The organism is Roseofilum halophilum BLCC-M91 (assembly GCF_030068445.1).
Lineage (GTDB): Bacteria > Cyanobacteriota > Cyanobacteriia > Cyanobacteriales > Desertifilaceae > Roseofilum > Roseofilum halophilum.
Genome location: NZ_JAQPOK010000001.1, coordinates 1 through 24976, shown reverse-complemented (window position 1 = coordinate 24976; position 24976 = coordinate 1). Strand labels below are relative to the sequence as shown.

General features: G+C 45.0%; 26 protein-coding genes and 3 pseudogenes. 11 read left to right on the top strand and 18 right to left on the bottom strand.

The annotated features are described in order from the left end of the window. Complete coding sequence (locus PJF56_RS22300) at positions 1-1134, top strand: adenylate/guanylate cyclase domain-containing protein (RefSeq protein ID WP_430540862.1); 1134 nt, start codon at positions 1-3, stop codon at positions 1132-1134. Positions 1135-1156: 22 nt separating this feature from the next. Here PJF56_RS22300 and PJF56_RS00130 read toward each other — a convergent pair whose 3' ends face one another. Continuing rightward, a complete protein-coding gene (locus PJF56_RS00130; RefSeq protein ID WP_283760593.1) occupies positions 1157-2077 on the bottom strand; it encodes an alpha/beta fold hydrolase in 921 nt (306 codons plus the stop codon). A gap of 184 nt (positions 2078-2261) precedes the next feature. Between PJF56_RS00130 and PJF56_RS00125 the strand changes: the two genes are divergently transcribed. From PJF56_RS00125 to PJF56_RS00115, 3 genes are all read left to right on the top strand, one after another. Continuing rightward, positions 2262-2837, top strand: a complete 576-nt coding sequence (locus tag PJF56_RS00125; protein WP_283760592.1) for a Uma2 family endonuclease — start codon at positions 2262-2264, stop codon at positions 2835-2837. A 172-nt stretch (positions 2838-3009) separates the two neighbouring features. Continuing rightward, on the top strand, positions 3010-3195 hold the full coding sequence (locus PJF56_RS00120) for a hypothetical protein (protein ID WP_283760591.1): 186 nt from the start codon (positions 3010-3012) through the stop codon (positions 3193-3195). Between the two features lie 4 nt (positions 3196-3199). After that, positions 3200-3556, top strand: a complete 357-nt coding sequence (locus PJF56_RS00115; RefSeq protein ID WP_283760590.1) for a type II toxin-antitoxin system VapC family toxin — start codon at positions 3200-3202, stop codon at positions 3554-3556. Here the strand turns inward: PJF56_RS00115 and PJF56_RS00110 are convergent. Continuing rightward, a complete protein-coding gene (locus PJF56_RS00110) occupies positions 3540-3743 on the bottom strand; it encodes a hypothetical protein (RefSeq protein WP_283760589.1) in 204 nt (67 codons plus the stop codon). The two genes, PJF56_RS00115 and PJF56_RS00110, sit on opposite strands and share 17 nt — an antisense overlap. A 117-nt stretch (positions 3744-3860) precedes the next feature. Here PJF56_RS00110 and PJF56_RS00105 point away from each other — a divergent pair, with 117 nt between their 5' ends. Next, positions 3861-4232, top strand: a complete 372-nt coding sequence (locus PJF56_RS00105; RefSeq protein ID WP_283760588.1) for a hypothetical protein — start codon at positions 3861-3863, stop codon at positions 4230-4232. 58 nt (positions 4233-4290) lie between these two features. Here PJF56_RS00105 and clpB read toward each other — a convergent pair whose 3' ends face one another. After that, positions 4291-6909: an ATP-dependent chaperone ClpB gene (gene clpB / locus PJF56_RS00100; protein WP_347179391.1), complete on the bottom strand. Its 2619-nt coding sequence runs from the start codon at positions 6907-6909 to the stop codon at positions 4291-4293. A 185-nt stretch (positions 6910-7094) separates the two neighbouring features. Here clpB and PJF56_RS00095 point away from each other — a divergent pair, with 185 nt between their 5' ends. After that, positions 7095-7670, top strand: coding sequence for a Uma2 family endonuclease (locus PJF56_RS00095; protein ID WP_283760586.1), 576 nt, complete (start codon positions 7095-7097; stop codon positions 7668-7670). A 201-nt stretch (positions 7671-7871) separates the two neighbouring features. Further along, complete coding sequence (locus PJF56_RS00090; RefSeq protein ID WP_283760585.1) at positions 7872-8450, top strand: Uma2 family endonuclease; 579 nt, start codon at positions 7872-7874, stop codon at positions 8448-8450. Positions 8451-8519: 69 nt separating this feature from the next. Here PJF56_RS00090 and PJF56_RS00085 read toward each other — a convergent pair whose 3' ends face one another. From PJF56_RS00085 to psbH, 4 genes are all read right to left on the bottom strand, one after another. Beyond that, positions 8520-8783, bottom strand: coding sequence for a DUF3146 family protein (locus PJF56_RS00085; RefSeq protein WP_283760584.1), 264 nt, complete (start codon positions 8781-8783; stop codon positions 8520-8522). A gap of 55 nt (positions 8784-8838) precedes the next feature. Continuing rightward, positions 8839-9483, bottom strand: a complete 645-nt coding sequence (gene pth / locus PJF56_RS00080) for an aminoacyl-tRNA hydrolase (RefSeq protein WP_283760583.1) — start codon at positions 9481-9483, stop codon at positions 8839-8841. A gap of 9 nt (positions 9484-9492) precedes the next feature. Then, positions 9493-9786, bottom strand: coding sequence for a TatA/E family twin arginine-targeting protein translocase (locus tag PJF56_RS00075; RefSeq protein ID WP_347179390.1), 294 nt, complete (start codon positions 9784-9786; stop codon positions 9493-9495). A 163-nt stretch (positions 9787-9949) separates the two neighbouring features. Beyond that, on the bottom strand, positions 9950-10153 hold the full coding sequence (psbH, locus tag PJF56_RS00070) for a photosystem II reaction center phosphoprotein PsbH (RefSeq protein ID WP_283760581.1): 204 nt from the start codon (positions 10151-10153) through the stop codon (positions 9950-9952). 155 nt (positions 10154-10308) lie between these two features. On the opposite strand from psbH, the gene psbN reads away from it, so the two are divergent. Then, positions 10309-10440: a photosystem II reaction center protein PsbN gene (psbN, locus tag PJF56_RS00065; protein ID WP_283760580.1), complete on the top strand. Its 132-nt coding sequence runs from the start codon at positions 10309-10311 to the stop codon at positions 10438-10440. Positions 10441-10518: 78 nt separating this feature from the next. On the opposite strand, the gene PJF56_RS00060 is transcribed toward psbN, so the two are convergent. Genes PJF56_RS00060 through PJF56_RS00050 form a run of 3 tightly spaced genes read right to left on the bottom strand, consistent with a single transcriptional unit; the run spans position 10519 to position 18260 of the window. Next, positions 10519-13473, bottom strand: a complete 2955-nt coding sequence (locus tag PJF56_RS00060) for an RNaseH domain-containing protein (RefSeq protein WP_283760579.1) — start codon at positions 13471-13473, stop codon at positions 10519-10521. A 30-nt stretch (positions 13474-13503) separates the two neighbouring features. Then, positions 13504-17094: a pPIWI_RE_Z domain-containing protein gene (locus PJF56_RS00055; RefSeq protein WP_283760578.1), complete on the bottom strand. Its 3591-nt coding sequence runs from the start codon at positions 17092-17094 to the stop codon at positions 13504-13506. Next, complete coding sequence (locus PJF56_RS00050) at positions 17091-18260, bottom strand: restriction endonuclease-related protein (RefSeq protein ID WP_283760577.1); 1170 nt, start codon at positions 18258-18260, stop codon at positions 17091-17093. Before PJF56_RS00050 ends, PJF56_RS00055 begins: the two co-directional genes overlap by 4 nt. 189 nt (positions 18261-18449) lie before the next feature. Between PJF56_RS00050 and PJF56_RS00045 the strand changes: the two genes are divergently transcribed. Beyond that, complete coding sequence (locus PJF56_RS00045; protein WP_283760576.1) at positions 18450-18827, top strand: helix-turn-helix domain-containing protein; 378 nt, start codon at positions 18450-18452, stop codon at positions 18825-18827. A gap of 3 nt (positions 18828-18830) precedes the next feature. Further along, positions 18831-19376, top strand: a complete 546-nt coding sequence (locus PJF56_RS00040) for an ImmA/IrrE family metallo-endopeptidase (protein ID WP_283760575.1) — start codon at positions 18831-18833, stop codon at positions 19374-19376. A gap of 11 nt (positions 19377-19387) precedes the next feature. On the opposite strand, the pseudogene PJF56_RS00035 reads toward PJF56_RS00040, so the two are convergent. The 7 genes and pseudogenes from PJF56_RS00035 to PJF56_RS00010 form a co-directional block, all read right to left on the bottom strand. Beyond that, a pseudogene (locus tag PJF56_RS00035) lies at positions 19388-19543 on the bottom strand (Uma2 family endonuclease); the annotation flags it as partial. A gap of 76 nt (positions 19544-19619) precedes the next feature. Next, the gene (locus tag PJF56_RS00030) at positions 19620-20192 is read right to left on the bottom strand and encodes a Uma2 family endonuclease (protein WP_283760573.1); all 573 of its coding nucleotides are present in this window, start codon (positions 20190-20192) and stop codon (positions 19620-19622) included. Positions 20193-20242: 50 nt separating this feature from the next. Next, entirely contained in the window at positions 20243-21217 is a 975-nt protein-coding gene (gene gshB / locus PJF56_RS00025) for a glutathione synthase (RefSeq protein ID WP_283760572.1), read from the bottom strand. A gap of 68 nt (positions 21218-21285) precedes the next feature. Next, on the bottom strand, positions 21286-21999 hold the full coding sequence (plsY, locus tag PJF56_RS00020) for a glycerol-3-phosphate 1-O-acyltransferase PlsY (RefSeq protein ID WP_283760571.1): 714 nt from the start codon (positions 21997-21999) through the stop codon (positions 21286-21288). A gap of 140 nt (positions 22000-22139) precedes the next feature. Further along, complete coding sequence (locus PJF56_RS00015; RefSeq protein WP_283760570.1) at positions 22140-23465, bottom strand: DUF3086 domain-containing protein; 1326 nt, start codon at positions 23463-23465, stop codon at positions 22140-22142. Between the two features lie 32 nt (positions 23466-23497). Beyond that, a pseudogene (locus PJF56_RS21940) lies at positions 23498-23683 on the bottom strand (RNA-guided endonuclease TnpB family protein); the annotation flags it as partial. Continuing rightward, positions 23684-24088 (bottom strand): DUF3119 family protein, encoded by a 405-nt coding sequence (locus PJF56_RS00010; protein ID WP_283760569.1) that lies wholly within the window; start codon positions 24086-24088, stop codon positions 23684-23686. 118 nt (positions 24089-24206) lie between these two features. On the opposite strand from PJF56_RS00010, the gene PJF56_RS00005 reads away from it, so the two are divergent. Beyond that, complete coding sequence (locus PJF56_RS00005) at positions 24207-24761, top strand: Uma2 family endonuclease (RefSeq protein ID WP_283760568.1); 555 nt, start codon at positions 24207-24209, stop codon at positions 24759-24761. A 114-nt stretch (positions 24762-24875) separates the two neighbouring features. Here the strand turns inward: PJF56_RS00005 and PJF56_RS21935 are convergent. After that, positions 24876-24976, bottom strand: a pseudogene (locus tag PJF56_RS21935) (RNA-guided endonuclease InsQ/TnpB family protein); the annotation flags it as partial.

The following is a 24976-nucleotide window of genomic DNA, read 5'->3' as shown; positions in this document are numbered from 1 at the left end:
ATGCTCGATGAAGCCTTACCCAATATTCTGCGGGTATTGGTGGAAAATTTAGAGTGGGATATGGGGGTTTATTGGATTCCCAAACAGATTAAAGACCACAATGATAACTTGATCTCCACCAATAAACTGTTGCGCCAAACCCTGTGGAAAATGCCTGAAGCTCAATTTCCCAAGGTATCGAAACTCAGAGAAGTGAAGCTCATTCCAGGGGAGGGATGGTTAGGGAAAATTCATCGGGATAATCAACCGAGATGGATTACCCATGTAGAATCGGAGAGAGAAACGCTACAGAAGGAATTAGGGTTAATTGAGAACGTTAGGGCGATCGTGGGTTTTTCGGTGTCTAGTGATGAGGATAAGTTAGGCATGATTACCCTGTTTAGCCAAACTCCCCAACCGATGGATGAAGAGTTGGTACAAATGCTGGCGGGAATTGGGAATCAACTGTGCCAATTTATTAAGCGCAAGAAAATTGAGATTTCCTTGTTTTATCAGAAGAAACAAACGGAAAAGCTGCTGCATAATATTCTGCCCGCGAGAATTGCGGAGCTGCTCAAGCAAACATCGGGGGCGATCGCCGAATATTTTGAGGAAGTGACGGTTCTGTTTGCCGATATTGTGGGCTTTACCAAGCTCTCCGAAGAAAAATCCGCCTCCGAATTAGTCTCCTTACTGAACCTGATTTTCTCTAAATTCGACCAATTGACTGAAGACTATCGCCTAGAGAAAATCAAAACCATTGGCGATGCGTATATGGTAGTGGGGGGACTACCGACACCGCGCCCAGATCATGCGAAGGCGATCGCCAATATGGCCTTAAGTATGCAAGCAACCATGGCCGAACTCAACCAAGAAATGAACACCGACTTCCAGATCCGCATCGGTGTAAATAGCGGCCCCGTCGTCGCTGGAGTAATCGGCAAAAAGAAATTCAGCTACGATCTATGGGGCGATACCGTCAACACCGCCAGTCGCATGGAGTCCCACGGCATTCCCGGCCAAATCCAAGTCACCCAAAGCACTTATGAGAAGCTGAAGTTAAACTACTATTTGCAACATCGCGGCAAGATTACCATTAAAGGCAAAGGAGAAATGAACACTTATATGCTCACCGGAAAGCGAGCGAAACCCTGATGGGGGGATAGGCTGTAACGGTTTAATCGGACATGATATGACTCAACTTTTGGGCAACCACAGAAACAAAAGTTTCTGTAGATTCATAGGGTAAAACATTGCGCCCTGGGATTTTTTTTCCTTCTCCATTGGGAAGATGGCCCAGGTATTTGGTCAGCCATTGATCGGCCTTTTCTTCCTTCCCTTCTTTGCTGATGCTCGACGCTTTTTCACCAACACAAACTAACGTCGGTTGAGTTATTTGGCTAATGGCTTCTTGATAGTCTCTGCGCCAAAACCCGGCGAGAAAAGAAAACACAGCATGACGACTCGCGGGGTCTTGAGCGCCGACTTTCAGGGTGTCTAACCATTCATCATCCACTCGATCGGGTTCACCAAAAAGGTTGCGTATGGAAAAGGATTCTAAAAATTGGCGACGACGGGCATACCGATAAAAGGCATTACCTAGGGGGGAGTCAAATCCATTCCACAGTAGACGGTTCTGCCAGTCAGGAACGGTTTTAGTCATAATTGGCCAAGCGGGTGGCCCGGATAAGACGAGTGCTTTAAGCAATGAGTCACTATTTTGACGTTGGGTTAAGGCGATCGCCACGGGAAATAAAGCCCCCTGAACCACCAAAATCACCGGTTTTTGAATCACCGTCTCGATAAAATAATGGAGTTGATCCGCCCAATCTTCTGGGGTATAGGCAACTCGCGGCATATCGCTTTCACCGCATCCGAGTAAATCGGGATTATAGATGGGTTGGTGATAGCCTTGGGTGCGCCATTCGGTAATAAAGCGATCCCAGAACCTCCGGGATAATCCCACACCAATCGGATGGAGCAGGAGTAGAGGGGTTGCTTGGGGATCGGACTCTGGTGGGGAACTGACTTCATAGGCGCAGCGATAGGTTTGCCAGGTATAGTATTGAGTTGCTGAAATGCTGTCGTGTTTGATCATTGGCTTGTTCCTCTGTTTCCTCAAAAATAATCATAGACTTCTTGCACAAATCAGACAATAGGTACTCTAGCAATAGGCAAAAGAATACCAGCTTAGAGTATCCTTGAATTCGAGGAATTGTATGAGTTATCATTTAAGGGTAATTTAGAATATTTTTCTTAAGAGCGCAAAGCGCTGTAACACCATGCTCACAACTCACCCTCGCTTTCAAACTTTTGAAGACTACCTAAACTACAACGATAACTCAGAAAAACTCTATGAACTCTTTAACGGTGAACTAATAGAAATTCCTCCTGAATCCGGTCTTAATTTTCAAATTGCTAATCGCCTTTTTTTCTCCTTTGCCTCCATCCTAGGAACTGACCGAGTTCGAGGAAATGGCTTAGAACTCGAAGTCAGAGGTGAACCCAAAAACCGCTATCCTGACCTCACCATTATTCGCCAAGAACACATTGAACAACTCTCGAAACGAAATACCCTACGACTTTCCATGTCTCCCCCCCTGTTAGTCATCGAAGTTGTCAGTCCTGGAGAAATTCAAAGAGAACGAGACTACATTGCTAAACGAACTCAATATCAAGACTGTGGCATTCCCGAATACTGGATTGTTGACCCCCAAACCGAAACCATTCTCATTTTAGAATTAATCAACAATACTTACACGGAAGTCGGAACATTTCGCCAAAACGATTTACTCCCCTCTGCCAACTGCCCCGAACTTAAACTAACCGTTAGTCAAATCCTCAATCCTACCCCATAGTGGACTGTTTAAGATGATTTCAGGCGATCCGCAATTAATCGATATGCAGATACGCCGTTTTTGGAGAATTGGTTAAAAATAAACTATGATAGAATCGTAGAATGACGTAAACCAGTTGAGAAAATTTATGATCGTTAGAGCGAAAGGAATTAAGCGAGGACAAACTATTATTTTGACTGAAGCGCTTTCTCTCCCGGATCAAGAAGTTGAAATCATGGTCATGCCTATTTCCAAGCCACAGAGTGAAACCCGCAAAAAAAGTACACTAGCTGATTTTGTGGGAGTCCTAAAAGATTCACCCAATTTTCAAGATGATCCGGTGGTAATTCAGCGTCAGATGCGTGATGATTGGGATTAAGTTCTTGTTAGATACTAATGTCGCGATCGGCCTTCTCAAGGCCTATCCATCAGCCCTGGCATTGCTGACAACTGAGCAGTTGGACTTCAATAACTTTGCCATTAGCCAAATCACCCGTATGGAATTACTCAGTTATCCTAACTTAGAGGCAGAAGAGGAGCAGAAGATTCAGAATTTATTAGCAAATTCATTAGTTTTAAACTTAGATGAAAAAATTGAACAGGAGGCGATCTCCTTTCGACGCAACCATAATGTGAAGTTACCCGATGCGATTATTGGGGCAACTGCTAAGGTTTATGGGTTACGCTTGCTAACGCTGGATCGGCAATTAGAAGCTAAGTTTATCACCTATCTAAACTGATCGTTAACAAGATGAATAAATGTAACAGATTGCCGTAGGGTGAGAGTTGGGGCTGATAAGAGTAGAGAGAATTTCTGGAGTCAGTCAGATGAGTAGGAGCGATCGCCGTCGGTGAACTTGGGGTTTGATTGTGCGCTATGGTATAGTGGCGATCGCCATTACAACCACCGGAACTGTTTCCGCTCATACTGTTTAGTCTCGGTATCCTCCAATTCTGGCATTTAGTTCAACAGATTGAACGCTCAACTTCTCCCTAAGATTGATACAATACAGGTACTGCTTAAATCAAACCCAATCAGGGAGAATGACTCAATCCCCACTTTGTAAATACCTCTCTCAATGGGCGAAACTCGAACCCCAACGGTGTCGCCAACGCAACAGCCGCAGTTTTGAAGTCATTTACCAAGGAGATTGGTACTCAGTTGCCGATTATCCCGGTAGTCATGGCATGATCATTGCGGCGGTTTTAGATAGTTGTCAACAACGACAAATTTCTTGTTCCTTTGAATATGTGCCCAAACCTTTAGATACACCGGATCAACTGCAAATCGCCTGTCAACCCAACCAGGTTTTGCAACATGAAGATCATTATCTAGTTACTCAGATTCCGGCCTTTTTCCTGGAACAGTATTTACTTGCCTTGGAAAAAAATCAGACGGTTGCCCAATGTTCATAAGCTACGCCAGAAACCCGGTTTTTTCAAAAAACCGGGTTTCTTGACCTCTTGAGAGAATTTAAGTTTTCACTAAACTAGCGGGCAAGCGCTTTAAGGTTAGGCGCTCATTTTCTTCATCCACAAAGATGGTATCCCCTTCGCTAAAGTCACTCCGCAAAATTCCTTTAGCAATGGTAGTTTCTAACTCCCGTTGAATCGCTCGTTTTAAGGGCCGTGCCCCATAAACCGGATCGTAACCCACGGCAGCGAGGAAATCTAGGGCCGCATCGGATAACTTGAGGGCGATTTTGCGATCGGCTAACCGAGATTCTAACTGTAGGGTTTGCAGTTGCACAATTTTTCTCAGTTCCTCTTTTTTCAAGGAGTGGAAAATAATCGTTTCGTCAATCCGGTTGAGAAATTCTGGACGGAAGGTGGAGCGCAAAGCCTCCATAACTCTAGTTTGCATCTCTTCATAATTATCATCATTGCCAGCGAGATCTAAGATGTATTGGGAACCGATATTAGAGGTCATAATAATGATCGTATTTTTGAAGTCTACGGTATGACCTTGGGAGTCGGTAACCCTGCCATCATCAAGGATTTGCAGCATAATGTTGAAGACATCCACATGGGCTTTTTCAATCTCATCAAAGAGAATGACAGAGTAAGGACGGCGGCGAATGGCTTCCGTTAATTGTCCCCCTTCATCGTAGCCGACATAACCGGGAGGCGCACCAATTAAGCGGGAAACGGCATGTTTTTCCATATATTCGGACATATCAATCCGAACTAAGGCTTCTTCAGTATCAAATAGGTAAGCAGCGAGGGCTTTAGCCAGTTCGGTTTTGCCGACTCCTGTGGGGCCGAGAAAGATAAAACTGGCAACGGGTCGATTGGGGTCAGATAGACCCGCGCGAGACCGTTGAATGGCATCAGAAACGGCGGTTACGGCTTCATTTTGACCGACGACGCGCTGGTGTAATTCGTCCTCTAAATTGAGGAGTTTTTGCATTTCGGATTCTACGAGTTTACTGATGGGAATGCCTGTCCATTTGGAGATGATTTCGGCGATGTCTGATTCGGTAACTTCTTCGCGCAATAGGGATTTACCGGTGGTTTGGGATTCAGTCAGATGGGTTTCTGCTTCGGTGAGTCGCTTTTGCAGGGTGGTGAGTTTGCCATATTTTAATTCAGCCGCGCGGTTGAGGTCGTAATTGCGTTCGGCTTGCTGAATTTCAATGTTGACGCGATCGATTTCTTCTTTGATTTCCTGAAGATTGTCAATCATGTCTTTTTCTAATTGCCATTGGGAATTGAGAGCATGTTGCTGTTCTTTTAGGTTGGCGAGGTCTTTTTCTAGGCGCTCTAGTCGTTCTAAAGATAGGGGATCGTTTTCTTTTTGTAAGGAGAGACGCTCCATTTCGAGTTGCAAAATTTTGCGGTCAATTTCGTCGAGTTCTTCGGGTTTGGAGGTGATTTCCATTTTTAACCGGGCGGCGGCTTCATCGACTAAATCAATGGCTTTATCGGGAAGGAAGCGATCGCTAATATACCGAGTCGATAAGGTAGCGGCTGCAACTAGGGCACTATCGGAAATCTTCACCCCATGATGGACTTCATAGCGTTCTTTAAGTCCCCGTAAAATCGATACCGTATCCTCAACGCTGGGTTGATCCACATACACCTGTTGAAAACGGCGCTCTAGGGCGGCATCCTTTTCAATATACTTGCGATATTCATCTAGCGTGGTTGCCCCAATACAGCGCAATTCTCCCCGCGCTAACATGGGTTTGAGCAGGTTACCGGCATCCATGGCTCCCTGGGTTGCCCCTGCACCGACGACGGTATGAATCTCATCAATAAAGAGAATAATATGACCTTGGGAGTCCGTAACTTCTTTGAGTACAGCTTTGAGTCGTTCTTCAAATTCGCCCCGATATTTGGCTCCGGCAATGAGTGCGCCTAAGTCCAGAGCGATTAAGGCGCGGTCTTTGAGGGACTGGGGCACATCTCCCGCAACGATGCGCTGTGCTAACCCTTCGGCGATCGCCGTTTTGCCCACTCCCGGTTCCCCAATTAACACCGGATTATTTTTGGTGCGTCGGGAGAGAATTTGAATGGTGCGGCGAATCTCGTCATCCCGACCAATCACGGGGTCTAGTTTACCTTGCCGGGCTGCCTCGGTCAAATCTCGCCCATATTTCTCTAGGGCTTCATATTTACCTTCAGGATTTTGATCGGTCACTTTGTGGGTTCCTCGAATGTCGCGAATGGTTTGCTGGAGTTTGGCTTCATCTAGTTTAAAATCTTTGCACAAACGTTTACCAAAGCGGTCATCCTGGAGGAAAGCCAGTAGGAGGTGTTCGATGGAAATGTAACTATCTTCATACTGATTTTGATAGGTTTGGGCGCGATCGAGCAAGGTATCTAAGGAACGACCCAGATATATCGATCCACCCCCTCCCTGCACTTTCGGTTGTTTCTGGAGAAAGGCTTCGGTTTGCTCCCGAAAGGCAGGTAGATTCACCTGGCTTTTAGATAAGATATTAGTCGCTAACCCCTCCTGTTCCAGGAGCGCTTTCATCAGATGTTCGCTTTCGAGTTGCTGGTGCTGATAGCTTTTGGCAATATCGGGAGTTTGGGCGATCGCCTGCCATGCTTTTTCTGTAAATTGATTCGGATTATTCGGTTGCATAGTCTCTTCAGATACTAAATTTAACGCTTTGAGACTATTGTAGAAAAGACTGGAGTGGCTAGAGATTCGGAATTTACGGCGTTTCAGATAGGTATTTCCCACCCCTGTTGCCACAGGACAATAAGTTGAGTCAATCTAGACTAGGATGTATTCTACTACTCACAATCCTTTATACCCATAACTTCATGCTAACCACCCACCCTCGCTTTCAAACATTTGAAGACTACCTAAACTACAACGACAACTCCGAAAAACTCTATGAACTCTTCAACGGTGAACTTATAGAAATGCCTCCCGAATCCGGTTTTAATTTTGAAATTGCCACCTTTCTGCTGATTCAATTTGCTTCATTAGTCGGACATCGTAGAGTTCGAGGAAATGGCTTAGAACTCGAAGTCAGAGGAGAACCCAAAAACCGCTACCCTGACCTCACTATTATTCGCCAAGAACACATCGAACAACTCTCAAAACGAAATACCCTGCGCCTTTCCATGTCTCCCCCAATATTAGTCATCGAAGTCGTCAGTCCTGGAGAAATTCAAAGAGAACGAGACTACATCGCCAAACGCACTCAATATCAAGACTGTGGCATTCCCGAATACTGGATCGTTGATCCCCAAACCCAAACCATTTTAATCTTAGAATTAACTAACCAAACCTATACAGAAATTGGCACATTTAGGAATAATGACTTCCTTCCCTCTCCCAACTTCCCCCAACTCAATCTAACCGTCAATCAAATCCTCAATCCTACCCCGTAGTGCATTGACACAGCTTCAGACGATCTTGCTCGATCTTGTTCCGTCTTTGAGCGCTCGTAATCTGCAACCATTAAGGTATTGCGGTTAACAAATCGTGCAATCCCATCCATAGCAACCGATGATGTAGATCATTGTATAGCCTAGGGTGCGATCGCTTTGAACAATGTTATAATTCATAACTACTCTATATCTCTATAACTTATGATTGCAGCTAAAGACAATTCCCCCCATCTAACTCCTGAAGAGTATTTCGCTTGGGAAGAAACCCAACTCGAAAAATATGAATATATAGAGGGTCATGTGTATGCCATGGGCGGCGGTAGCGTCAATCATGGGCGCATTGCTATCCGGTTAACAGCTCTGTTTGAGGCTCATTTAGAGGGGAGTGGCTGCATTCCCGGTAACTCTGATATTAAAATTAATATGCTTGAAACCGAGAATTATACTTATCCGGATGCTAGTGTTACCTGCGACGATCGCGACAAAAATACCCCCAACTTTTTTACCTATCCCTGCTTAATTGTAGAAGTTTTATCTAAAAGTACGGAAGCCTACGATCGCGGCGGCAAGTTTAGAATCTATCGCCAAAATCCCGCCTTAATCGACTATTTACTGGTTAGCTCGACTCAGATAGCCATGGATTTGTATCACAAAAATGATGCTGGAGAATGGATAATCATCAACTATCAGGAAGGGGATACCATAGAACTCAAAAGTATTAACCTCAGTTTCCCGATTGAACAAGTTTATCGCGGTCTGAATTTAACGCCAGAAGATTGAGCGATCTGGTAAACCCAATGCCTTAAAAGACATATTAAAATGGGCAGAAGGATAATGGGTAAATTCAAGTTAAAATTGGGCGCGGACGGTAAAGGTGTAATCACCGCCGGGTTCTAGTTGATAATCCCGTTGTTCTAGAAACCGGCCTAGGGGTTCTTGAATGAGAGCGCGTCCTAGGGAGGGTTTGACGAGCAGTTGTCCATGGCGAAAGAGCCATTGAAATTCCCATTGATATTCGTCGGCTAAGACTTCTCCTTCAAGTTTTCCCTGTTGCCAAGAGTGGCGCAATACGCGGACGTAAACGGTAGTTTCGGGTAGGCGCTGAGAACTCATATCAATGAACAATTAACAATGAACAATTAAAAATTTGAGATCGCGATCGCCGTTCCTATGCTGCAAAGAGTCGGTTGTTGTACAGGTTCATGGCTTTTTCTACCCCTTGTTTGAGGCTGATTTCCACCGCATCGGTTGCCCCTGGAAGTACATCATTGATGATTTGGGCTTCCGATGGGGAAAATTTGCCTAAAACATGGGATACGGTGTCTTTGCTGCCGGTATCTGGCGATTTGGAGGAGCCGATACCCACTCGCAGACGGGGGAAGTCTTGGGTTCCTAAGTGGGCGATCGCACTTTTCATGCCATTATGACCTCCAGCCGAACCCGATAAGCGCAGGCGTATTCGTCCCACGGGTAGATCCATATCATCATAGATAATCAGGACAGAATTTGGCGGCAGTTTATACCAATCAAGAACAGCGCGAATCGATTGCCCGGAGCGGTTCATATAGGTGGATGGTTTGAGTAGGCGCAGTTTCTGCCCATTGACAAAGGGCGCTTCGGCAAACCATCCGTGAAATTTTTTGTTGGCACTTCCGGACGCATTCCAGCGCCGGGCAAGTTCATCAACAATATCAAAGCCGATGTTATGGCGAGTGCCCTCATATTGACTGCCAGGGTTACCTAAACCGACAATCAGTTGGGGGATGACAAGAGCGGGTTGCTCTTTGGGATTCGGCGATCGCTCGCTATTCATGGTTATGCGTTAGCTGGTAGGAGTCGAATTGTTACTTGTGGTTTGGGTTTCTTGGGGTTCGCTTTCGGGGGGTTTGCTAACTTCAACACTTGGTTGAATCGTAGGTTGCTCTTTGACCGAGGCTTCGAGTTGAGACGCTTCTCGCTTAAATTCCTGTTCAAATTCTTTCGAGGCTTGTTGGAAACTACGGATAGTTTTGGCGATCGCCTTGCCCATCTCCGGTAATTTCTTCGGCCCAAAGATCAACAGAGCCACAATCATGATCACAGCCATCTCCGGTAAACCAATGCCAAAAATATTCATGCTCTTCTGTTCTCCTAAATCAACTAGGGTGAAAAATGGTTGTCCCATTACCCATTACCTATTACCCTTCTGCCGCGCGGAGCGCTGTAAAAAAACCCGGTTTATCGACTAAACCGAGTTTTCAGGAATCACTAAACGTTTTCAGTAATCTGATTGCCGTATCCTACCGACCGAGAGTCGTCCAGTCTACGTCTAATCCTTCCAGCAGGAGGGAGGAGTTGTAGATTTGGAGAATAATCAGCAGGAAGACTAAGAACAGTAGCATAAACACTCCCATTAAGGGGGTGGTTCCCCAACCGGGGGCTACCTTACCATATTCCGAGTTCAGGGGTCTGAGGATGTCTCCTAAACGGGTACGTTGTGCCATGGGTCTCCTATATTCCGTTTCAATTTTCTGATTTTACACTGGTCTGGCTCTGGCAGAACTGCGAATCCTGAAGGAATCGGGATTACCAGATCGCCCCCAAATGTAAATTTTTGTAATACTATATTTAAGGATAGTATATCTTAGTTCAAAAACCTATGGAAACTGCAACGGTTCTTAATATCGGCATTGTGGCGATCGTCCTGGCTTTAACTGGGGTATCTTTATATACCTCCTTTGGCCCCCCCTCGGAAGTCCTTGACGATCCCTTTGAAGATCATGAAGATTAGAACAATTATAGTCATTTGACATAAAGATGAGACCTGATGTAGGGGCTTTCTGGCATTCGCCCCTACATTTTTTCAAAACTACTCCGTAACTCCAAGAATACACAGTCGATCTTGAATTAATTGTTCCCCTAAGTGCATGGGATAAGGTAAGACAATATTACCCATTGTCCATGCAGGAGAGAAGCGTAAATAATGGGGAACACGGCAAAGTGTCTTGAGATTTTCTTCCGTTTGAAAATCTGGACGAACGAAGAAAGGGAGCATTTCAATTGCTTGTGAATGTTTAAAAGGAACTCCACCCGCATCTTCAATTTTGTAAGGGTCTTCGCGACCTTTAATGTGTTGATATCCTTTAATCGTGCTTGGAAGTCTTCCAATCGAGAAGTAATGAAAAACTTCATTATCCGATCGCTCAACAAACCCAGAAAGTTCGTATAAATCGCGAGAGAGGCGATCGCCATCTTTCTGCCATGTTTCTCGATTGGTAATATATTGGGGAGTTTCATCCCCAGTCCGAAGTCGAACCACTGCAAGAAGATTATTCAGCTCAGAATCATCTCGTTTGTATACTTCCCGCAGTTCCAGTCGATCTAAGGCTTGAGATAATCGATCATTTTTCAATTGTTCCCACGCGCCTTGATTGCGCCAGTTTTCTGCTTCAATAATTGCAATCGTTGGACGCTCTAACTTCTGAATCAATGTATCTTCAACAAATTTGACCAGCGTATTAGATTTTAGACTAACGGGACTTTCGTTTCGCATCTTCCCATTGTTAAAATACGGTCTGGCATCAGCAAATATCTGTCCTAATTTATATCCCGCTTCAGGATAAGGCATCCATTCTGTTTTTTCCGGGAGTAAGACATCAACTTCTCCAGATGCTCGCAGACGAACGGCTAGTGCGTATGTAACGCCAATTTGTTTTTTAATTAAAGCAAAAGCAACTACATCTAGTTCTCGTGCCTGTTGTTCTGGAATCCCGATTTGTTGATAAATTGTATTCGGGGGATCGTATAATACACCGAGTTGACGAATAATTAGGTCTTGCACCGCATTGTGAGTGCGACCTTTATCGGCTGGTCTTAAGATTCGTTCTTTATCTTTAGTCTCTTCATCTGTTTTCCATTGTACACCGCGTATCATTTGAGAGAGGATACCTTCGCGATCGCAGGCTTCCCGAATGCTTTTTTTAATTCCTTGATCTTCATGAAACTCTTCCCTAGAAGTGGGTTCTTCCGATCGCTCAATAAAAGCTACACAACAAGAGTCTTGTATAATCTTCTCTTCAATTTTAATTGTTTGCAAGAAACCTCGCCAAGCGTCTCTTTTTTCACGATGTCCTTTCTGAATTGCCTTATGCCATTGATCGTCAAAACCATCAGGTCTAGATGAGGGAGATTTATATCGAAAGGCCGGATTGAGGTCTCCAACATCTAAATGCTGACAAAGTTGAAGATCGAGGATTGGTTTTCTGATAATGGTAATCCGATCGGGAAAAGAATCTTCCTCATTTAACAAAAATGTTTCTCGCAACTGTTGGTAAATTGCATCACAAGTATCCTGTTCTTGATAAATGATCAAAATCGTTAGCGACTTTCCTCGTAATACTCTTTCTACAGCTTTCGCAGGAATACATTGCTGTTGTCGCCTCTTTTGATGAGTTTCGCGATCGCGCACTTCATAGCGTTGCTCGTTTGTCAATCCTTGTTTTTTAGCCTTTTGTGCGTTCATTAAGGGTGGACTTTCAGAAAGATTCTCAAATGTCCATAGAGCAGGAGGAAGAGACTTTAGAGAACGATCGGGTTCAAAAGGGCGATCGGGTTCCAAAACACCTTGGAGCAGATCGCAACAAGTGCGATCGATGACTTCACTCTGTTCCGCTAAACCAAAACCTGTTTGTACTTTATGCGTACTGCGACCATATTTATATCCTTCTGTATGAATAACATAATATTCATCATCCAAATTCTTATTCTTCCAAAAATTTTGAGGATTTGCGTAAATTTCAACAGGAGAAACCAGAGAACGCGCTCCAAACTCTTCTAGTAAAACAGGAAGTTGCTCTAACCAGTCTCCTTGAGTGATAGAGCGTTTTGCTTTCAAGCGCACTAAAGTTGAATCAATTTCCCATCCATCCATTCTTTGCCGATTCATTCCCAGCAAAATCGTAATATCGTTCCATCTTTGATTGTGCGTTAATTTTTTCTCTGCATAGCGCTGACAATGTAGAAAAGCATAAATCCAAGGTTTATCGCGTCCCGCTTGTGTTTGAACTTGGAACTCTAGTTTATAAGAAAAGAAGCCTTCTTCTGCTGATTCCTTAAAACCGCTCTTTCGCATAAAAGATATGGGGAGAGGCTGGCTCACTACGCAAAGTCTATTCGAGCTATTTTGTGCCTTACGCCACTTCACTTCTCTATCGGCGATTGTGAAGGTTTTATCGTGTAGTAAAGTTGATAATAAACTGGGAACTGCATTAAAAGCTAAACCTTTCTCTGCATAAAGATCGTTAAGAAAAGTTGTTGGGCTAATCTTATACCACTGGGTTTGAGGCTTATCCTCTAAACCTGTTAACAACTCATCCCAAATCATTTTTCCTTTTCCTGTAATGATTTTTTTCAGCCACTTTTGTTGTCCCCAGATTTGAACCCAAATTAGAATAAGTTCGGTGATTTGCTGCTCACTAGGATATTGTAATGATGAACCAATCACTTGTCCTCGATCGTCACGAATAATTTTGCCAATCGCTAACATTCGGCGAATTGGATCTTTCTTCGAGCCATATTTTTCAAACCCATGTACGACAGTTGGAGAACAGGCAACGATAGCATGATTCAACAATCGATAAGGTGGATATTTCCACCACTCTAATCTTTTTTTATTTAATAAACCTTTAAGTTGGTGTGTAAAACGATCGATCGCATCCTGAAAGGGAAAATCAAAAACAGCAATCTCTAGATCGTCAAATGCGTTTTCAGTTAAACTCATGCGAGCAGGTAAAACTACCGGTAAAGGCTTGGATCGTCCAGGCATTTTTTCTGTCTCCTAAATTTCAAAAATGAGTTACCAATTTAACTCCATATTTTCCAATGCATCAATTAATGGTTTATACAGTGCAGAACCGACTGTATTTTCGTCGCAAGCATAGTCGTCTAAGCAAAGAATCATGGCAACGAGCAAACTTGTTTTCTCCGTATCTGGTTTTTCGGAATCTGGATTGGCGTTATTGGGGGCCCATGCAGAATCGACAAAATAAGCATGAAAAGGAACTCCTCCTCTAAGTAATCGCCCGACGGCTTGAATGATGTATCCGGCTGTTGTTGCGGCTAAATCTCGGCGAGGACGAGCGCGTAATTTTTGATCGTCGCGTAATGTACTATAGTACGATCTTTGCTCGACCGATCGCCAATACTCAGCAGCCAGTTTTCTCACTTCTCGGGCCCTTTGCAATATCCCGTCACCTTGCAGCCAGGCGATAAAATCGGGATCGTTTGCCCAGTCTAGCGCACGACGGTTGATTTCTTGGGCGATCGCCTGCGTATCGTGGGGATGGGGATAGGGACGAGTGAGAAAATACACTGCACCAAAAGCCGCTTTTCCTCGATCATTGAGAATATTAAACCCCCGTCCTATGGCGTGCATGGGAGCAACGAGAATTTTTCCTCCAGTTTGAGCAAAGGTTTCGATATCGGCTCGCGCTAACCCACCCGCCTCATCTCTTTCCTTAAAATAAGAACCCAGTTCGCTATCATCGGTAACGCCACCGCGTCGGAGATGATAAATTGGAGTTTGGTCACCCTCACTTGGCCATTTTTGGCGAATTTGTTCGGCGACCCATTTTGATTGCTCGTAGGAGTTGACTAAAATGAGCAAGCGATCGCGATCCTTCCATTTTTCATCGTTTTCTCCAAGAGCCTTTAACTCCTCAATCTCTTCACTCAATAATCCCGTTCCTCGATTGCCAGCCAGTTTTTTAGCAAGTTGCTTAAACGCACTCATTTTTTTATGTTCTGGCACTCCAGAAATACGGATCGGCTTACCATCAGGATCGTACTGAGGGAGAAAAGAAAAACGACTTTCTGCGATCGCATTTCGTGCCGTTTCCTCTGGCATTAATACTCCTTGAGGATCGCCAACGTGAAACTTGGTTGAATCTGGCAAATAGGATGTTCCTGAAAGTGCCAGAACATTCGGGCCGCGCCGACCATCTAGATCGGTTAGCAAGCGGTGGAAATTCAACACATAGCAGCGACCGATATTGGTGTAGGCAAATATCGATAAATTCTGGTTGCGACTGTTGTCATTATCCTCATTTTTTCGCGAATAGTATGTCCCAAATTGCCTTCCCGTAGGAGGTAAGGGAAGAATATTCAACATTGCACTTGGCATCCTGCGGTGAGGTTGTTCTCCTTCGATGGAATTTGGACGACTGTACCATTCATAAAAAACAATATGAGTATGGCGATCTAACAATGCCACAGTTAGAGCAAATTGCAATCGACGCGCTAAAGTTTCTAGGGTGTCTGCGCGATCGCCATCCTCATTATTTTTGCGTTTGCGTCCTCTCTTTTTGGGTTGTTGAGCGTTACGTGCATCGATCGCCTTTTGCAAACGTGCTAATTTTTGTTCGATATCAGGGAAAAACTCCAGAATCCATGCTTGACAATTGTCCAAAATATCGTCATCCAAAGCACTCTCTCCCATACTATTAATCTCTTGCATTAGTAGAGCGAGTCGATAGGTACAATAGTCAGCATCATCGGGTCGTCGGGGAGTTTGGGGTCGCAGAGGATCGCTTCTTAAGAGGCGATCGAAAACTCCTACAGTCTCTGTGGTTAAGCGATCGTTTTCTTTACAAGACTCTTCGGGAGTATCGTCAGGATCGAACTCTTCTAACCCAGAAAGGCGACGAGATAGCTTGTAAAACAAAGTATTGGGTGTAAAATAACTTCTCCTAACCCATTGTTGGAGAATTTCATTTTCTGACAATAACGTTAACGTTACTGTGATAGCTTGTTGCGCTGCTCGTTGCGCTCCCACCCATCGTTGCGTTATTTGTTGATTGGGAGTTCGATCCTGTATCATGTGGCGTTCTGTAGCCAAGCCAACGGTATCAAAAACCCCATCTTTTCCATTGGTTAGTAATACCTCTTCGGCATAGACATCATCAAACCACTTCACAATCGTATCGGCTTCATCGAAAATTACGATATTGGATTGTTCGTAAACCAATTCACCGACTCTAATGGATCGAGATTCAAGCTGACGGGGTATTCTTCCCATTGCCATTGCACCAGGAGTTGTAATCCAGATTTGTGCTTCGGGTAAATCTCGATAGAGTTGATGAGACGGACAAATATGAAACAAAGGACAGAGATAAGAATAACTGCGAGCATTTTGTTGGGATTGGGATGGAACTTGTTTGAGAGAGTGACAAGGTTCTTTTCCGGGAATAATGGGTTTATTGCTTAACTGTTGACCCATATCGGGAATTAAAGCTTGCACCGGGCATTCAACGCGCAACCAACGTTCTCCCCAGTGAGTTTGTCCGCGTTCTTGATGTTCTAAATAATCGCGAGAGCCGTGAAATTCTCGCAGGTGGCGATCGCGCCGACTGTGACCCAATAAGGGGACGGCAACGGGGTTATCGCATTCTGGATCGTCACAAAACCACCAGTTAATCAAATTGGTTAATTTGAGAGCAGATTGTACGTCACCTACGACCAAAGTTATGCGGCGATCGCTCTCTTCTTTGACTAAATAAGCTGCAAGGAGAAGGGATAAGGTCGATTTTCCCGAAGCCACCATCCCAGCAATATGGGTAAAACCATCAAGTTCTAATTCAGGTGCATCATCGGCACTTAATTGACCCTTTACGACTGGGTGAAAGTGAATTTTTTGATAACGCTTGAGCCAATTTCCTTTCTGCTCGTTTTGCCAATTATATTGAAGGGCGAGGCAATTTTCGCGATCGTCAATAAATTGGGCAATTTCCTCCAATTCGATAAGATTCAGAGAGAAAGGAGTACGATTCCGAGCGCGATCGAACCAGTCACGGCGAAACTGCGAGCCGATCTCTAGATGTTCGTTCTCAAATTTTACTTGTACATTGACAATTTCATCGACAGTATGAGCATCAAACTGATACGATTGATCGGGTTCTTCACTTGGTTCTATGTTTCTTTGCTGGATCTCTCGAAAACGCAATGTTTCACCCAAGCAGGTTCTGCATAAATGCTGATGATTTTGATGTCGAATCTCTTTTCGTTTGCAAGCATCGATAATGATTTCATCGAAATTCACTGGATTTTTTACAGTATAATTTCGCTCGTGTTCGGGAATGTCTCGAAAGTAAACTCGCAAGGCATTTTCCCAAGCCGAACGACTGGATAAGGGAATAATTTGACGAGCATTGGCGATCGCCCTTAGTTGCTCTGAAGTCAAGCTTTTTAAGGTAGGATAGCGCAAAGGCATCCCGCTTAAAATTGCCCAAACTGCCGTCACGGGTTCATCATCAAGGTTTAAGAATTCCATCAAGGCAAAACCGAGTTCGACGTTAAGTAATATGGCCGCATTCTCGTTCAATCTTTCTCTGAGTGCTGACAGACGCTCTTGATAGGATTGAGGTGGAGCGAATAAACTACTATGTCTCATTTCCTTTTCTCCTTGGTTAAAGATTGAATTTTTTCTTCGATACGTTCCTGAAAGCTGGGAATACTCAGAAGATGGGTTTCTTGAGATAAATTTGTGGCGCGATCGCGAACGATTTGGATATAATTTTCTCGCCATTTCAAGCGACGACTGGGGAAAACATAGAAGGCTTCTGTATAACGTAAATCTTCAGTGATTCCCTGAATAGTTGTCAGTTTTTTACCCAATCGATGAGGATTGCGATAGTCTTTCACATCCACAGCCCAAACTGAATTATCGCTAAAACGAAGTTGCATATCGTAGCTATCGAGTCCCGGCCACAAATGAGTGGAAACGAGTTGTTTGGGATATTTTTCTTGCAATTTTTGCAGCGATCGCCAAAGATTCATTTCTGGAATTCCGGGCAAACAAACGCGGCTGTGAATACCAGGCTTGAGATAGCGCAAGTCCTGTTCCCAGGGGATTTCTCGAACGTAATCGAGTTCTTGACGATGATCTCGGCAAGCTTCGGGTTTAATCCCTTGCAGTCGTCCATGTTTCTCAAATAAAGGCCCGCAGCGATCGCAATTCCAGTACGTGCGTCCTCGATCGCAATCCTCGTACAGATCGCCTACTTCTTTGTTAGAAATACAGCGAGTTCCTGTGAATTCTTTCCGTAACTCCGTGGCTGTCGTGTAAGGGCGATCGATGAGGAATGAACGCAATTTAATGTATTCTTCTTGAGCGCGATCGCTATCTCCACTGATATATTCTTCGTTTAACCGTAGAAATAAATCCCGAAACTGTTTATTTTCGACAATAATTTGGATATTTACTGAATTGGGAATCTTGTCTACATCAAATTCTCCCTCAAACAGGGTATAAAGATAATCAAAGGTTTCTTCGCTTGGTTTGCCATCATACAATAAGCCGGAACTGCGATCGAAATCTTCAGGGATCTTCAACCCATCCGGCCACCAATTTTCGACCGGTTGCTCGAATAATTTTAAAAGACCTGTTTGAGTGCGTGGATAGGTTCCGTAGGGCATTTTTAGAGCCAATTCATTGCAGGCAATGCGAAACATATCTGGATAAGGATATTTGGACTTCTGTTTACCAGGTTTTTGCTCTTTTTGGCAAAATTCATGCAAACTGATGATCAGATAACTAAAGGTTTCAAGCTTCGGCATAGTTCCCCCTCTAACTTCTAAATTACTGAAGTCAACATCGCCCGAACTGTTCTGCTGTGTTCGACATGAGATACAATTGATTTATTGATAAAACTATAGCGCACTTTTTTGAATCGTGTCAAGTGAGAAACGATTTTTTCTTGTGAGCAACACTGGCACAGTGAATCTGTCGAGGTAGAGGAAACAGTTATGGGTAGCTCTCTGAACATGAGTCGGTTAGCAACGCTTGTGCGGACAAAGCGCGGTAGTAAAGGACTGCGAGAAACGGCTCGCGAAATTGGGAAGGTCAGTCCTTCGACCCTTTCTCGTGTGGAGAACGGCAAAATGCCCGATATGGAGACCTTTTTGTTATTGTGTGATTGGCTGCAAGTACCGCCAGCCGAACTGATCGAGAATAGTGAAGAACCACAAGCCTCTAGGGATATGGATGCATCCGAGGCGATCGCCATCCAACTTCGAGCTGATAAAAACCTCGATCCGGCAACAGCAAATGCTTTAGCAGCTTTGGTCAAAGCAGCTTATCGAGATCTGGCACAAAGCCATCCCCAAGAAGAGGAGTCTGAATAAAGGATGTCGAGTTTAGAAAGTTTATCGCCTGAATTCCGGCAACGATGTGAAGCGATCGCCACTGAACAGCGCAGTTTATTGGGTTTGCGGGCATTCGAGCCACTTCCTGCACGAACTTTAGCCGATAAATTAGGCGCAACGCTATGGACTCCAGAAACCGTTCCCAATGCCGATCCCGAACAAGTCAGACATCTCTTATCTCAAGGTCAATGGTCGGCTGCTATCATCTGCATCGATCCCTTATGTATTGTTCACAATTCTCAACATTCACCCCCTAGACAAGAATCTGATTTGATGCATGAATGCGCTCATATTCTCCTCAAACATCCGATGGTGTGTTTCAATCCTGAAACGGGTTTGCCCCAACGAGAGCAACAATTTGAAGAAGAAGCCACATATTTAGGCAGTTGTTTACAAATTCCCCGTCGGGGTTTACTGTGGGCGACTCAGAAAAAGATAAATTTGGCTCAAATTGGAGAGCATTTTGTCGCAAGTGAAGACATGGTTCGTTATCGGAGCAACTTAACTGGAGTGGCGATTCGACTATAATATGCAAAGTTTTAAGCTGGCATAATATCGTCAAGTTTGAGTTCTAACTCTGGAAACAGGTAAGAACGAATCGAGTCTCCCAAACGATATGGTTGCTGCTGATAAACGCCGTTGACCAATTGGCAAATCGTCAAAGTCGGTTGTTTGGGATTGCTGATAAATTGGAGTGATAAATTCCTCAAAGCTGAGGAGTTTTGGTTGGGTGTAAGTCATGGGTTTATATTAATAAAAAATTAAAAAAGCTCACCAAATTGACTCCAGATGTAACAGAAATTCCGGTAAAACATCCTCCCCAGACACCCGCTCTGGAGCGTCTAAAACTTCAACTTCTTGATGAGGACGATAAATTTCCACTTTCCGCGACGCAGGAATAATGAGCCATCCTAGACGAGTGCCATTATCCAGATATTCCTGCATTTTCTGTTGTGTCACTTTTAAGCTGTCACTCGGAGAGAGCAATTCGATCGCAAAATCTGGACACAAGGGGAGAAACTTCTGCCGTTCTGCGGCGGTTAATTGCTGCCAACGCTCTAAGGGTATCCATGCAGCATCTGGAGCGCGTTCTGAACCATTGGGTAACTTAAACCCACCACAAGAGTCAAAAACCATACCTAGTTTAGTTTGCTCATTCCAGCCCCAAAGTTGTGCTGTTATTCCTGCATTACGATTACTGGTTTCTCCTCCTGTTGGTGGCATGATAATTAAATCTCCATTGGCATTGCGCTCAAATTGCAAGTTCTTATTGTCCTGACAGAGTTGGAAAAATTGCTCGTCAGTCATTTTAATTGCGTCCAAGTTTACTGTGAAAGCAGTCATAGTGTGTTAGCAATGAGTAATGGGTGAACATTTTTTATCTTTTCTAATCGTTATAAACTAAACTTCACATAATCGCTCAACCAGGCAATCACTTCTTCTCCTAAACGGACATTATTTAAGCGGTCAATTTCTCGAATACCGGTGGGACTGGTGACATTAATTTCAGTCAGATAGCCACCTATGACATCTAAGCCAACAAAATAGAGACCATTATTGCGTAAAATTGGGGCTAAGTGGGCGCAAATTTCCTGTTCTCGGTCAGTAATTTCTGCTTTTTCCACTTCTCCACCAACGGCCATATTGTTGCGAAATTCCTCGGTTCTGGAAACCCGATTCACTGCGCCAATGGCTTCCCCATTGAGGACAATAATTCGTTTATCTCCATCTTTAGCGGCGGGTAAAAATTGCTGTACCATGACGGGGAGTTTGCCATTTTGGGTACTGAGTTCGATTAAAGAATTAAAATTGCGATCGCCAGCCTCCAAGATCAGAATCCCTTCCCCCGCTTTGCCTCCCAAGGGTTTCATGATCGCTTTTCCTTGGCTGTCCACAAACTCCCGAATTACAGTTTTATCCGTCGTTACCCTGGTTTCGGGGATGAATTGGGGAAACTGAAGCGCATACATTTTCTCATTGGCATTGCGTAACCCTTTCGGATTATTCAGCACCAATGTTTTTTGCGGATCAACATAATCCAAAATATAGGTGGCATACAAATAGGAAATGGTCACTGGGGGATCGGTACGCATCAACACTGCGCCCATCTCCTCTAGGGGACGAAACACCGGTTTTTTTACTTCAAACCAAGGATTTGCCGCCACCCAATGGTCTGCTTTTAACTCGACTGGGGTTAAGCGAACGGGGGATAATTTAGCCCAAGCTTTGCCCGATCTGACTTCTAATTCTTGAGTTTCAGCGATCCAAACTTGATGACCCAATTTTTGGGCGGCTTCCATCATGGCTACACTGGTATCATGGCAGGGATCGAGGCGGTGAATGGGGTCGATGATAAAGGCTAAATCCATGGTTTCAATTAACAATTAATAATTAACAATTAACAATTTTCATGTCGGCGACAGTCGAAACAATTGGCTTAGTTGGAGGGTTTGGACATTTTAGGGTCGAGCGGAGCCGAAGTGCCGATTTTGGGTTCGGTTCCGGCGAGGAGGCGTTCAATATTGCTGCGGTGTCGCCAAATGACGTATAAGCCGCCCATGATGCCGAAAATTTCGTAGGCTAGGGGTTGATGGAAAGCTGCCATCAGTGCAGAAACGGCGATCGCCGCCGTCATCGAGCCGAGTGATACAATTCGCGTAATCCCAATGACGCTACCAAACAGAGCAAACGTGAGTAAACCCACGGGCCAATATAGAGCTAACAATACCCCTAAACTGGTTGCGGCTGATTTGCCCCCTTTACTCAAGGATTTTCCTTCCGGTTGATTCCAGATTAACCAAATCGATAAACTATGGCCAAACAGGGCTAAAAATCCGGCTAAAACCACCATCCAATCTTGCAACTGCTCACTGAGCGGAGTCGAAGTGAGCGGAGTCGAAGTGAGCCAATTCCCTTGATAGGCAAAGCGCACCAGAAAAACAGCCGCTACCCCTTTCAGGATATCCACCAAAAGCACCGTTAATGCTGCACCTTTGCCCACCGTCCGCAACACATTAGTTGCCCCTGTCGAACCGGAACCGGATTCGCGAATATCGATCCCTTTCAGGGCTTTGGTTAACCAATATCCAGTCGGAATAGAACCCAACAAATAAGCCCCAATCAACACACCAACAGCGATCGCCCCTTGCATACTTTTACCTCTAAATTCTCAACTATATCAATCCCTCTCCCACGGGAGAGGGATATAGGGAGAGGGCATTCCAAGTTTACATCCCCCCATGCCCCCACTGTTCCCTTCGACTCCGCTCAGGGAACGGGAAACAGGAAACCTTACCAATTATCAATCATCGGCGGTGCTTCTGGATTCGGTGCAAACGCCAACCATAAGGGAAACTGCAACATCGACACACTCACCTTATCCTCAGACTCATCAATAATAATCAGAGGTAGTTGCTTCTGTTGCGTAATCCGGTCTGCTTTCAGGGCTAACGGTTCCGGCGCTTCAAACATGGTAATCCCTCTCTCCGAGCTAAAATCCATGCGCGAGATACCCAAACAATCCTGTAAACCCCGTCGCCATTCCCCTAGGCGCTCTGGAGTATTGACTAAAATCAACGGTCGCAGGCGATCGCCATATAAACTATAGACCACCGAAATCACCGCCGAAGACACCAAAATATTTTGTAGACGAGATCCCATGCTCCGTACTGCACCTCGTCCCCCTTGGCTAAAGAACCACTGGGATACCCGCTCCGCATGGATCGGTTCAAATGTGCGTCGCAATTGCCAAGCAGGGCCATAATAATCCGGACGGGTGCGATACCGATCCAACAGATGGCGAATTTGCCGCACTCGATCGGCAAATTTGGATTTCGTGAATTGGGGATTATCCAAATCTGGGGCGCGTTCCGGTTCTCGACGCGATAAGGCTTCGCCTCGCTCACGCGATCGCATCTTTTGCACTTCTGGAGGAACGACTGGCTCGCGATCGTCTGCTCCTAACTCGATATTTTCCGCCGCACTGGCCAAATCTTGCAAGCTGCCGACCAAATAATCCTTAAATCCCTGAACCCGGATAGCCAGATCCTGGGAAACCCCAGCAAAGCTTGTCCGCATTTCTGCCCGGATGCGCTCGGCTCGTCTTTCCAGCTTTTCGATGGTAATTTCTAGCTTATGTTTGCGATGCTCCAGCTCACTTAATCCCGCTTGCACCAATTGTCCCATGGCAGCTTGCTGGCTTTCCAGTTGCTCTTGCAGGGTTGTCGCTTCCTGTCGCAGTTCCTCCACCTGATTTTGCAACGCTTGCTCTATAAATCGCAGATCTTCAATCCGTGCTTGCCATGCATCCACCTCTTCATCCCTGGGGGGTTCCGAGTCTCGATCTTCCAATCCTTCCCCCCGATCTCGTCCCTCATCTGTGGCGGCAATTTCTTCACGGGGTTCCGGATGATCGGGGGTTTTGGTATCAAGCTGAAGCGGGAGTAAGGTATTCCCGGTTTCAGGATTGGGATTTTCTACTGTTTCATCTGCTGGGTTATCCTCCTGGCGATCGCCACTTTCCTCCGTCTTCTCAGAGACAGAGGCTTCAGATTCAGGAACAGGGGTTTCAGGGGTTTCGGGATTGGAGTCCCAAGGATTCAATGGATCGGTATTCATCAGTTATTCATCAGTTCGACAGCAGGAGTGAACTACCCACACTGTACCGTCAGGTCAGTGTAGGCTTCCAACTTCACAGAAGATTGCCTCATCTTGGATTTACGTCCGCGAATGGGTCTTACATCCTCTCCATTGGCGTTTGCCTCCCCCGTCCCAGAGGAGGACACTATTCTGATACCTTCTGCTCTAATATTTATTGCTGCATTACCATCTCTATCTTAACGAGAGCGGGGACAGCGTTCTTCCAGACAGCGCTTCAGGGTTGAATAGTCAAAGATAATGGGTAGAAAATGGATACTCTTGACTTCTTTGAAATAGAACAAGATGGGCAATTTGTCCCAAAAGATTTCCCAATTTTCCCACTCTTGGTACGGAAATTGGCGAATTGGTTTACCCGAACGGTAGACATCTAGGGCTGTTTCGGTAAAGGTTAGGCGGATCGTGGTCGTTTGTAGGGTTAAGAATAACCCAAAGAGGGCGATCGCCACACTTAATCCAATTTGAACGGCTCCCAGAGGAATGGACAACAGCACCAGCACCAAGGGTATCCGGTAGCTGGGTTTGAGGGTAACCGTTTCTAGGGTAGGACTTGAGGTTGAAGATGAAAAGGGAGTTGAGGTCATCACGAAGTTCTAAATTGCCTACGGTTGACTATTTTATCGTGCTGCGGGTAGTAATGCCCCATCTCCCCATCTCCCTATCCCCAGTAAAATAGGGCATGGGTTTAACTAGGATGGAGCCATGTCAGTTTTATTGAAGCGGTTATTTACGGTAGACGAGTACCAGAAAATGGGTACAACTGGGATTTTACCCGAAGGCGATCGCACAGAATTAATCCGAGGAGAAATTATCCAAATGTCCCCTATTGGCCCAATTCATGCCTCTTACGTCAATCGCCTGAATCAGTTATTTATCTTGCAATTCGGCAAACGAGTATTGGTGAGAGTACAAGATCCAGTCGTATTAGATAGTACTTCTGAGCCAGAACCAGATTTATGCCTGGCGCGTCCCCGTGCTGATTTTTATCAGGGTGGACATCCGCAACCGGAGGATATATTTTTACTGGTAGAAGTGGCAGATACAACGCTTCAGGGCGATCGCGACATCAAAATTCCCCTGTATGCACAAGCCCAAATTCCGGAGGTTTGGCTGCTCAATATTCCCGAACGGTGTTTAGAAGTCTATCGACAACCGACTCCAGAAGGCTATCAGCAGGTGCAACGCTTAGAAGAAGGAGACATTGCGGTGCAATTATTTCCCGATATCGAGTTTGCGGTTGCAGAAATTTTGGCATGATTAGAGCGCTTCTGTAGCCTCATCGTCTAACCCCACCCACCAACTCCTATGGTAAGCCTTTTCCTATGTCTGGATTGACATACTCCCCAGCCTAAAGGCGTGGGGATTCTCCGCTCAAACAGCAATAGCAGTCTGGGACTGTCTGACATCGCCTAACGAATCAGTTGATGCCCCAACTGATTTTATATTTCTAGCCGCGTTTAAGTCTCTATCAT

What these genes read in the sequence shown, in the direction of transcription:
- PJF56_RS22300 (WP_430540862.1), top strand. Translation starts at nt 1, where the DNA reads ATGCTCGATGAAGCCTTACCCAATATTCTGCGGGTATTGGTGGAAAAT.
- PJF56_RS00130 (WP_283760593.1), bottom strand. Translation starts at nt 2,077, where the DNA reads ATGATCAAACACGACAGCATTTCAGCAACTCAATACTATACCTGGCAA.
- PJF56_RS00125 (WP_283760592.1), top strand. Translation starts at nt 2,262, where the DNA reads ATGCTCACAACTCACCCTCGCTTTCAAACTTTTGAAGACTACCTAAAC.
- PJF56_RS00110 (WP_283760589.1), bottom strand. Translation starts at nt 3,743, where the DNA reads ATGAGCGGAAACAGTTCCGGTGGTTGTAATGGCGATCGCCACTATACC.
- PJF56_RS00105 (WP_283760588.1), top strand. Translation starts at nt 3,861, where the DNA reads ATGACTCAATCCCCACTTTGTAAATACCTCTCTCAATGGGCGAAACTC.
- clpB (WP_347179391.1), bottom strand. Translation starts at nt 6,909, where the DNA reads ATGCAACCGAATAATCCGAATCAATTTACAGAAAAAGCATGGCAGGCG.
- PJF56_RS00095 (WP_283760586.1), top strand. Translation starts at nt 7,095, where the DNA reads ATGCTAACCACCCACCCTCGCTTTCAAACATTTGAAGACTACCTAAAC.
- PJF56_RS00090 (WP_283760585.1), top strand. Translation starts at nt 7,872, where the DNA reads ATGATTGCAGCTAAAGACAATTCCCCCCATCTAACTCCTGAAGAGTAT.
- PJF56_RS00085 (WP_283760584.1), bottom strand. Translation starts at nt 8,783, where the DNA reads ATGAGTTCTCAGCGCCTACCCGAAACTACCGTTTACGTCCGCGTATTG.
- pth (WP_283760583.1), bottom strand. Translation starts at nt 9,483, where the DNA reads ATGAATAGCGAGCGATCGCCGAATCCCAAAGAGCAACCCGCTCTTGTC.
- PJF56_RS00075 (WP_347179390.1), bottom strand. Translation starts at nt 9,786, where the DNA reads ATGAATATTTTTGGCATTGGTTTACCGGAGATGGCTGTGATCATGATT.
- psbH (WP_283760581.1), bottom strand. Translation starts at nt 10,153, where the DNA reads ATGGCACAACGTACCCGTTTAGGAGACATCCTCAGACCCCTGAACTCG.
- psbN (WP_283760580.1), top strand. Translation starts at nt 10,309, where the DNA reads ATGGAAACTGCAACGGTTCTTAATATCGGCATTGTGGCGATCGTCCTG.
- PJF56_RS00060 (WP_283760579.1), bottom strand. Translation starts at nt 13,473, where the DNA reads ATGCCTGGACGATCCAAGCCTTTACCGGTAGTTTTACCTGCTCGCATG.
- PJF56_RS00055 (WP_283760578.1), bottom strand. Translation starts at nt 17,094, where the DNA reads ATGAGACATAGTAGTTTATTCGCTCCACCTCAATCCTATCAAGAGCGT.
- PJF56_RS00050 (WP_283760577.1), bottom strand. Translation starts at nt 18,260, where the DNA reads ATGCCGAAGCTTGAAACCTTTAGTTATCTGATCATCAGTTTGCATGAA.
- PJF56_RS00045 (WP_283760576.1), top strand. Translation starts at nt 18,450, where the DNA reads ATGGGTAGCTCTCTGAACATGAGTCGGTTAGCAACGCTTGTGCGGACA.
- PJF56_RS00040 (WP_283760575.1), top strand. Translation starts at nt 18,831, where the DNA reads ATGTCGAGTTTAGAAAGTTTATCGCCTGAATTCCGGCAACGATGTGAA.
- PJF56_RS00030 (WP_283760573.1), bottom strand. Translation starts at nt 20,192, where the DNA reads ATGACTGCTTTCACAGTAAACTTGGACGCAATTAAAATGACTGACGAG.
- gshB (WP_283760572.1), bottom strand. Translation starts at nt 21,217, where the DNA reads ATGGATTTAGCCTTTATCATCGACCCCATTCACCGCCTCGATCCCTGC.
- plsY (WP_283760571.1), bottom strand. Translation starts at nt 21,999, where the DNA reads ATGCAAGGGGCGATCGCTGTTGGTGTGTTGATTGGGGCTTATTTGTTG.
- PJF56_RS00015 (WP_283760570.1), bottom strand. Translation starts at nt 23,465, where the DNA reads ATGAATACCGATCCATTGAATCCTTGGGACTCCAATCCCGAAACCCCT.
- PJF56_RS00010 (WP_283760569.1), bottom strand. Translation starts at nt 24,088, where the DNA reads ATGACCTCAACTCCCTTTTCATCTTCAACCTCAAGTCCTACCCTAGAA.
- PJF56_RS00005 (WP_283760568.1), top strand. Translation starts at nt 24,207, where the DNA reads ATGTCAGTTTTATTGAAGCGGTTATTTACGGTAGACGAGTACCAGAAA.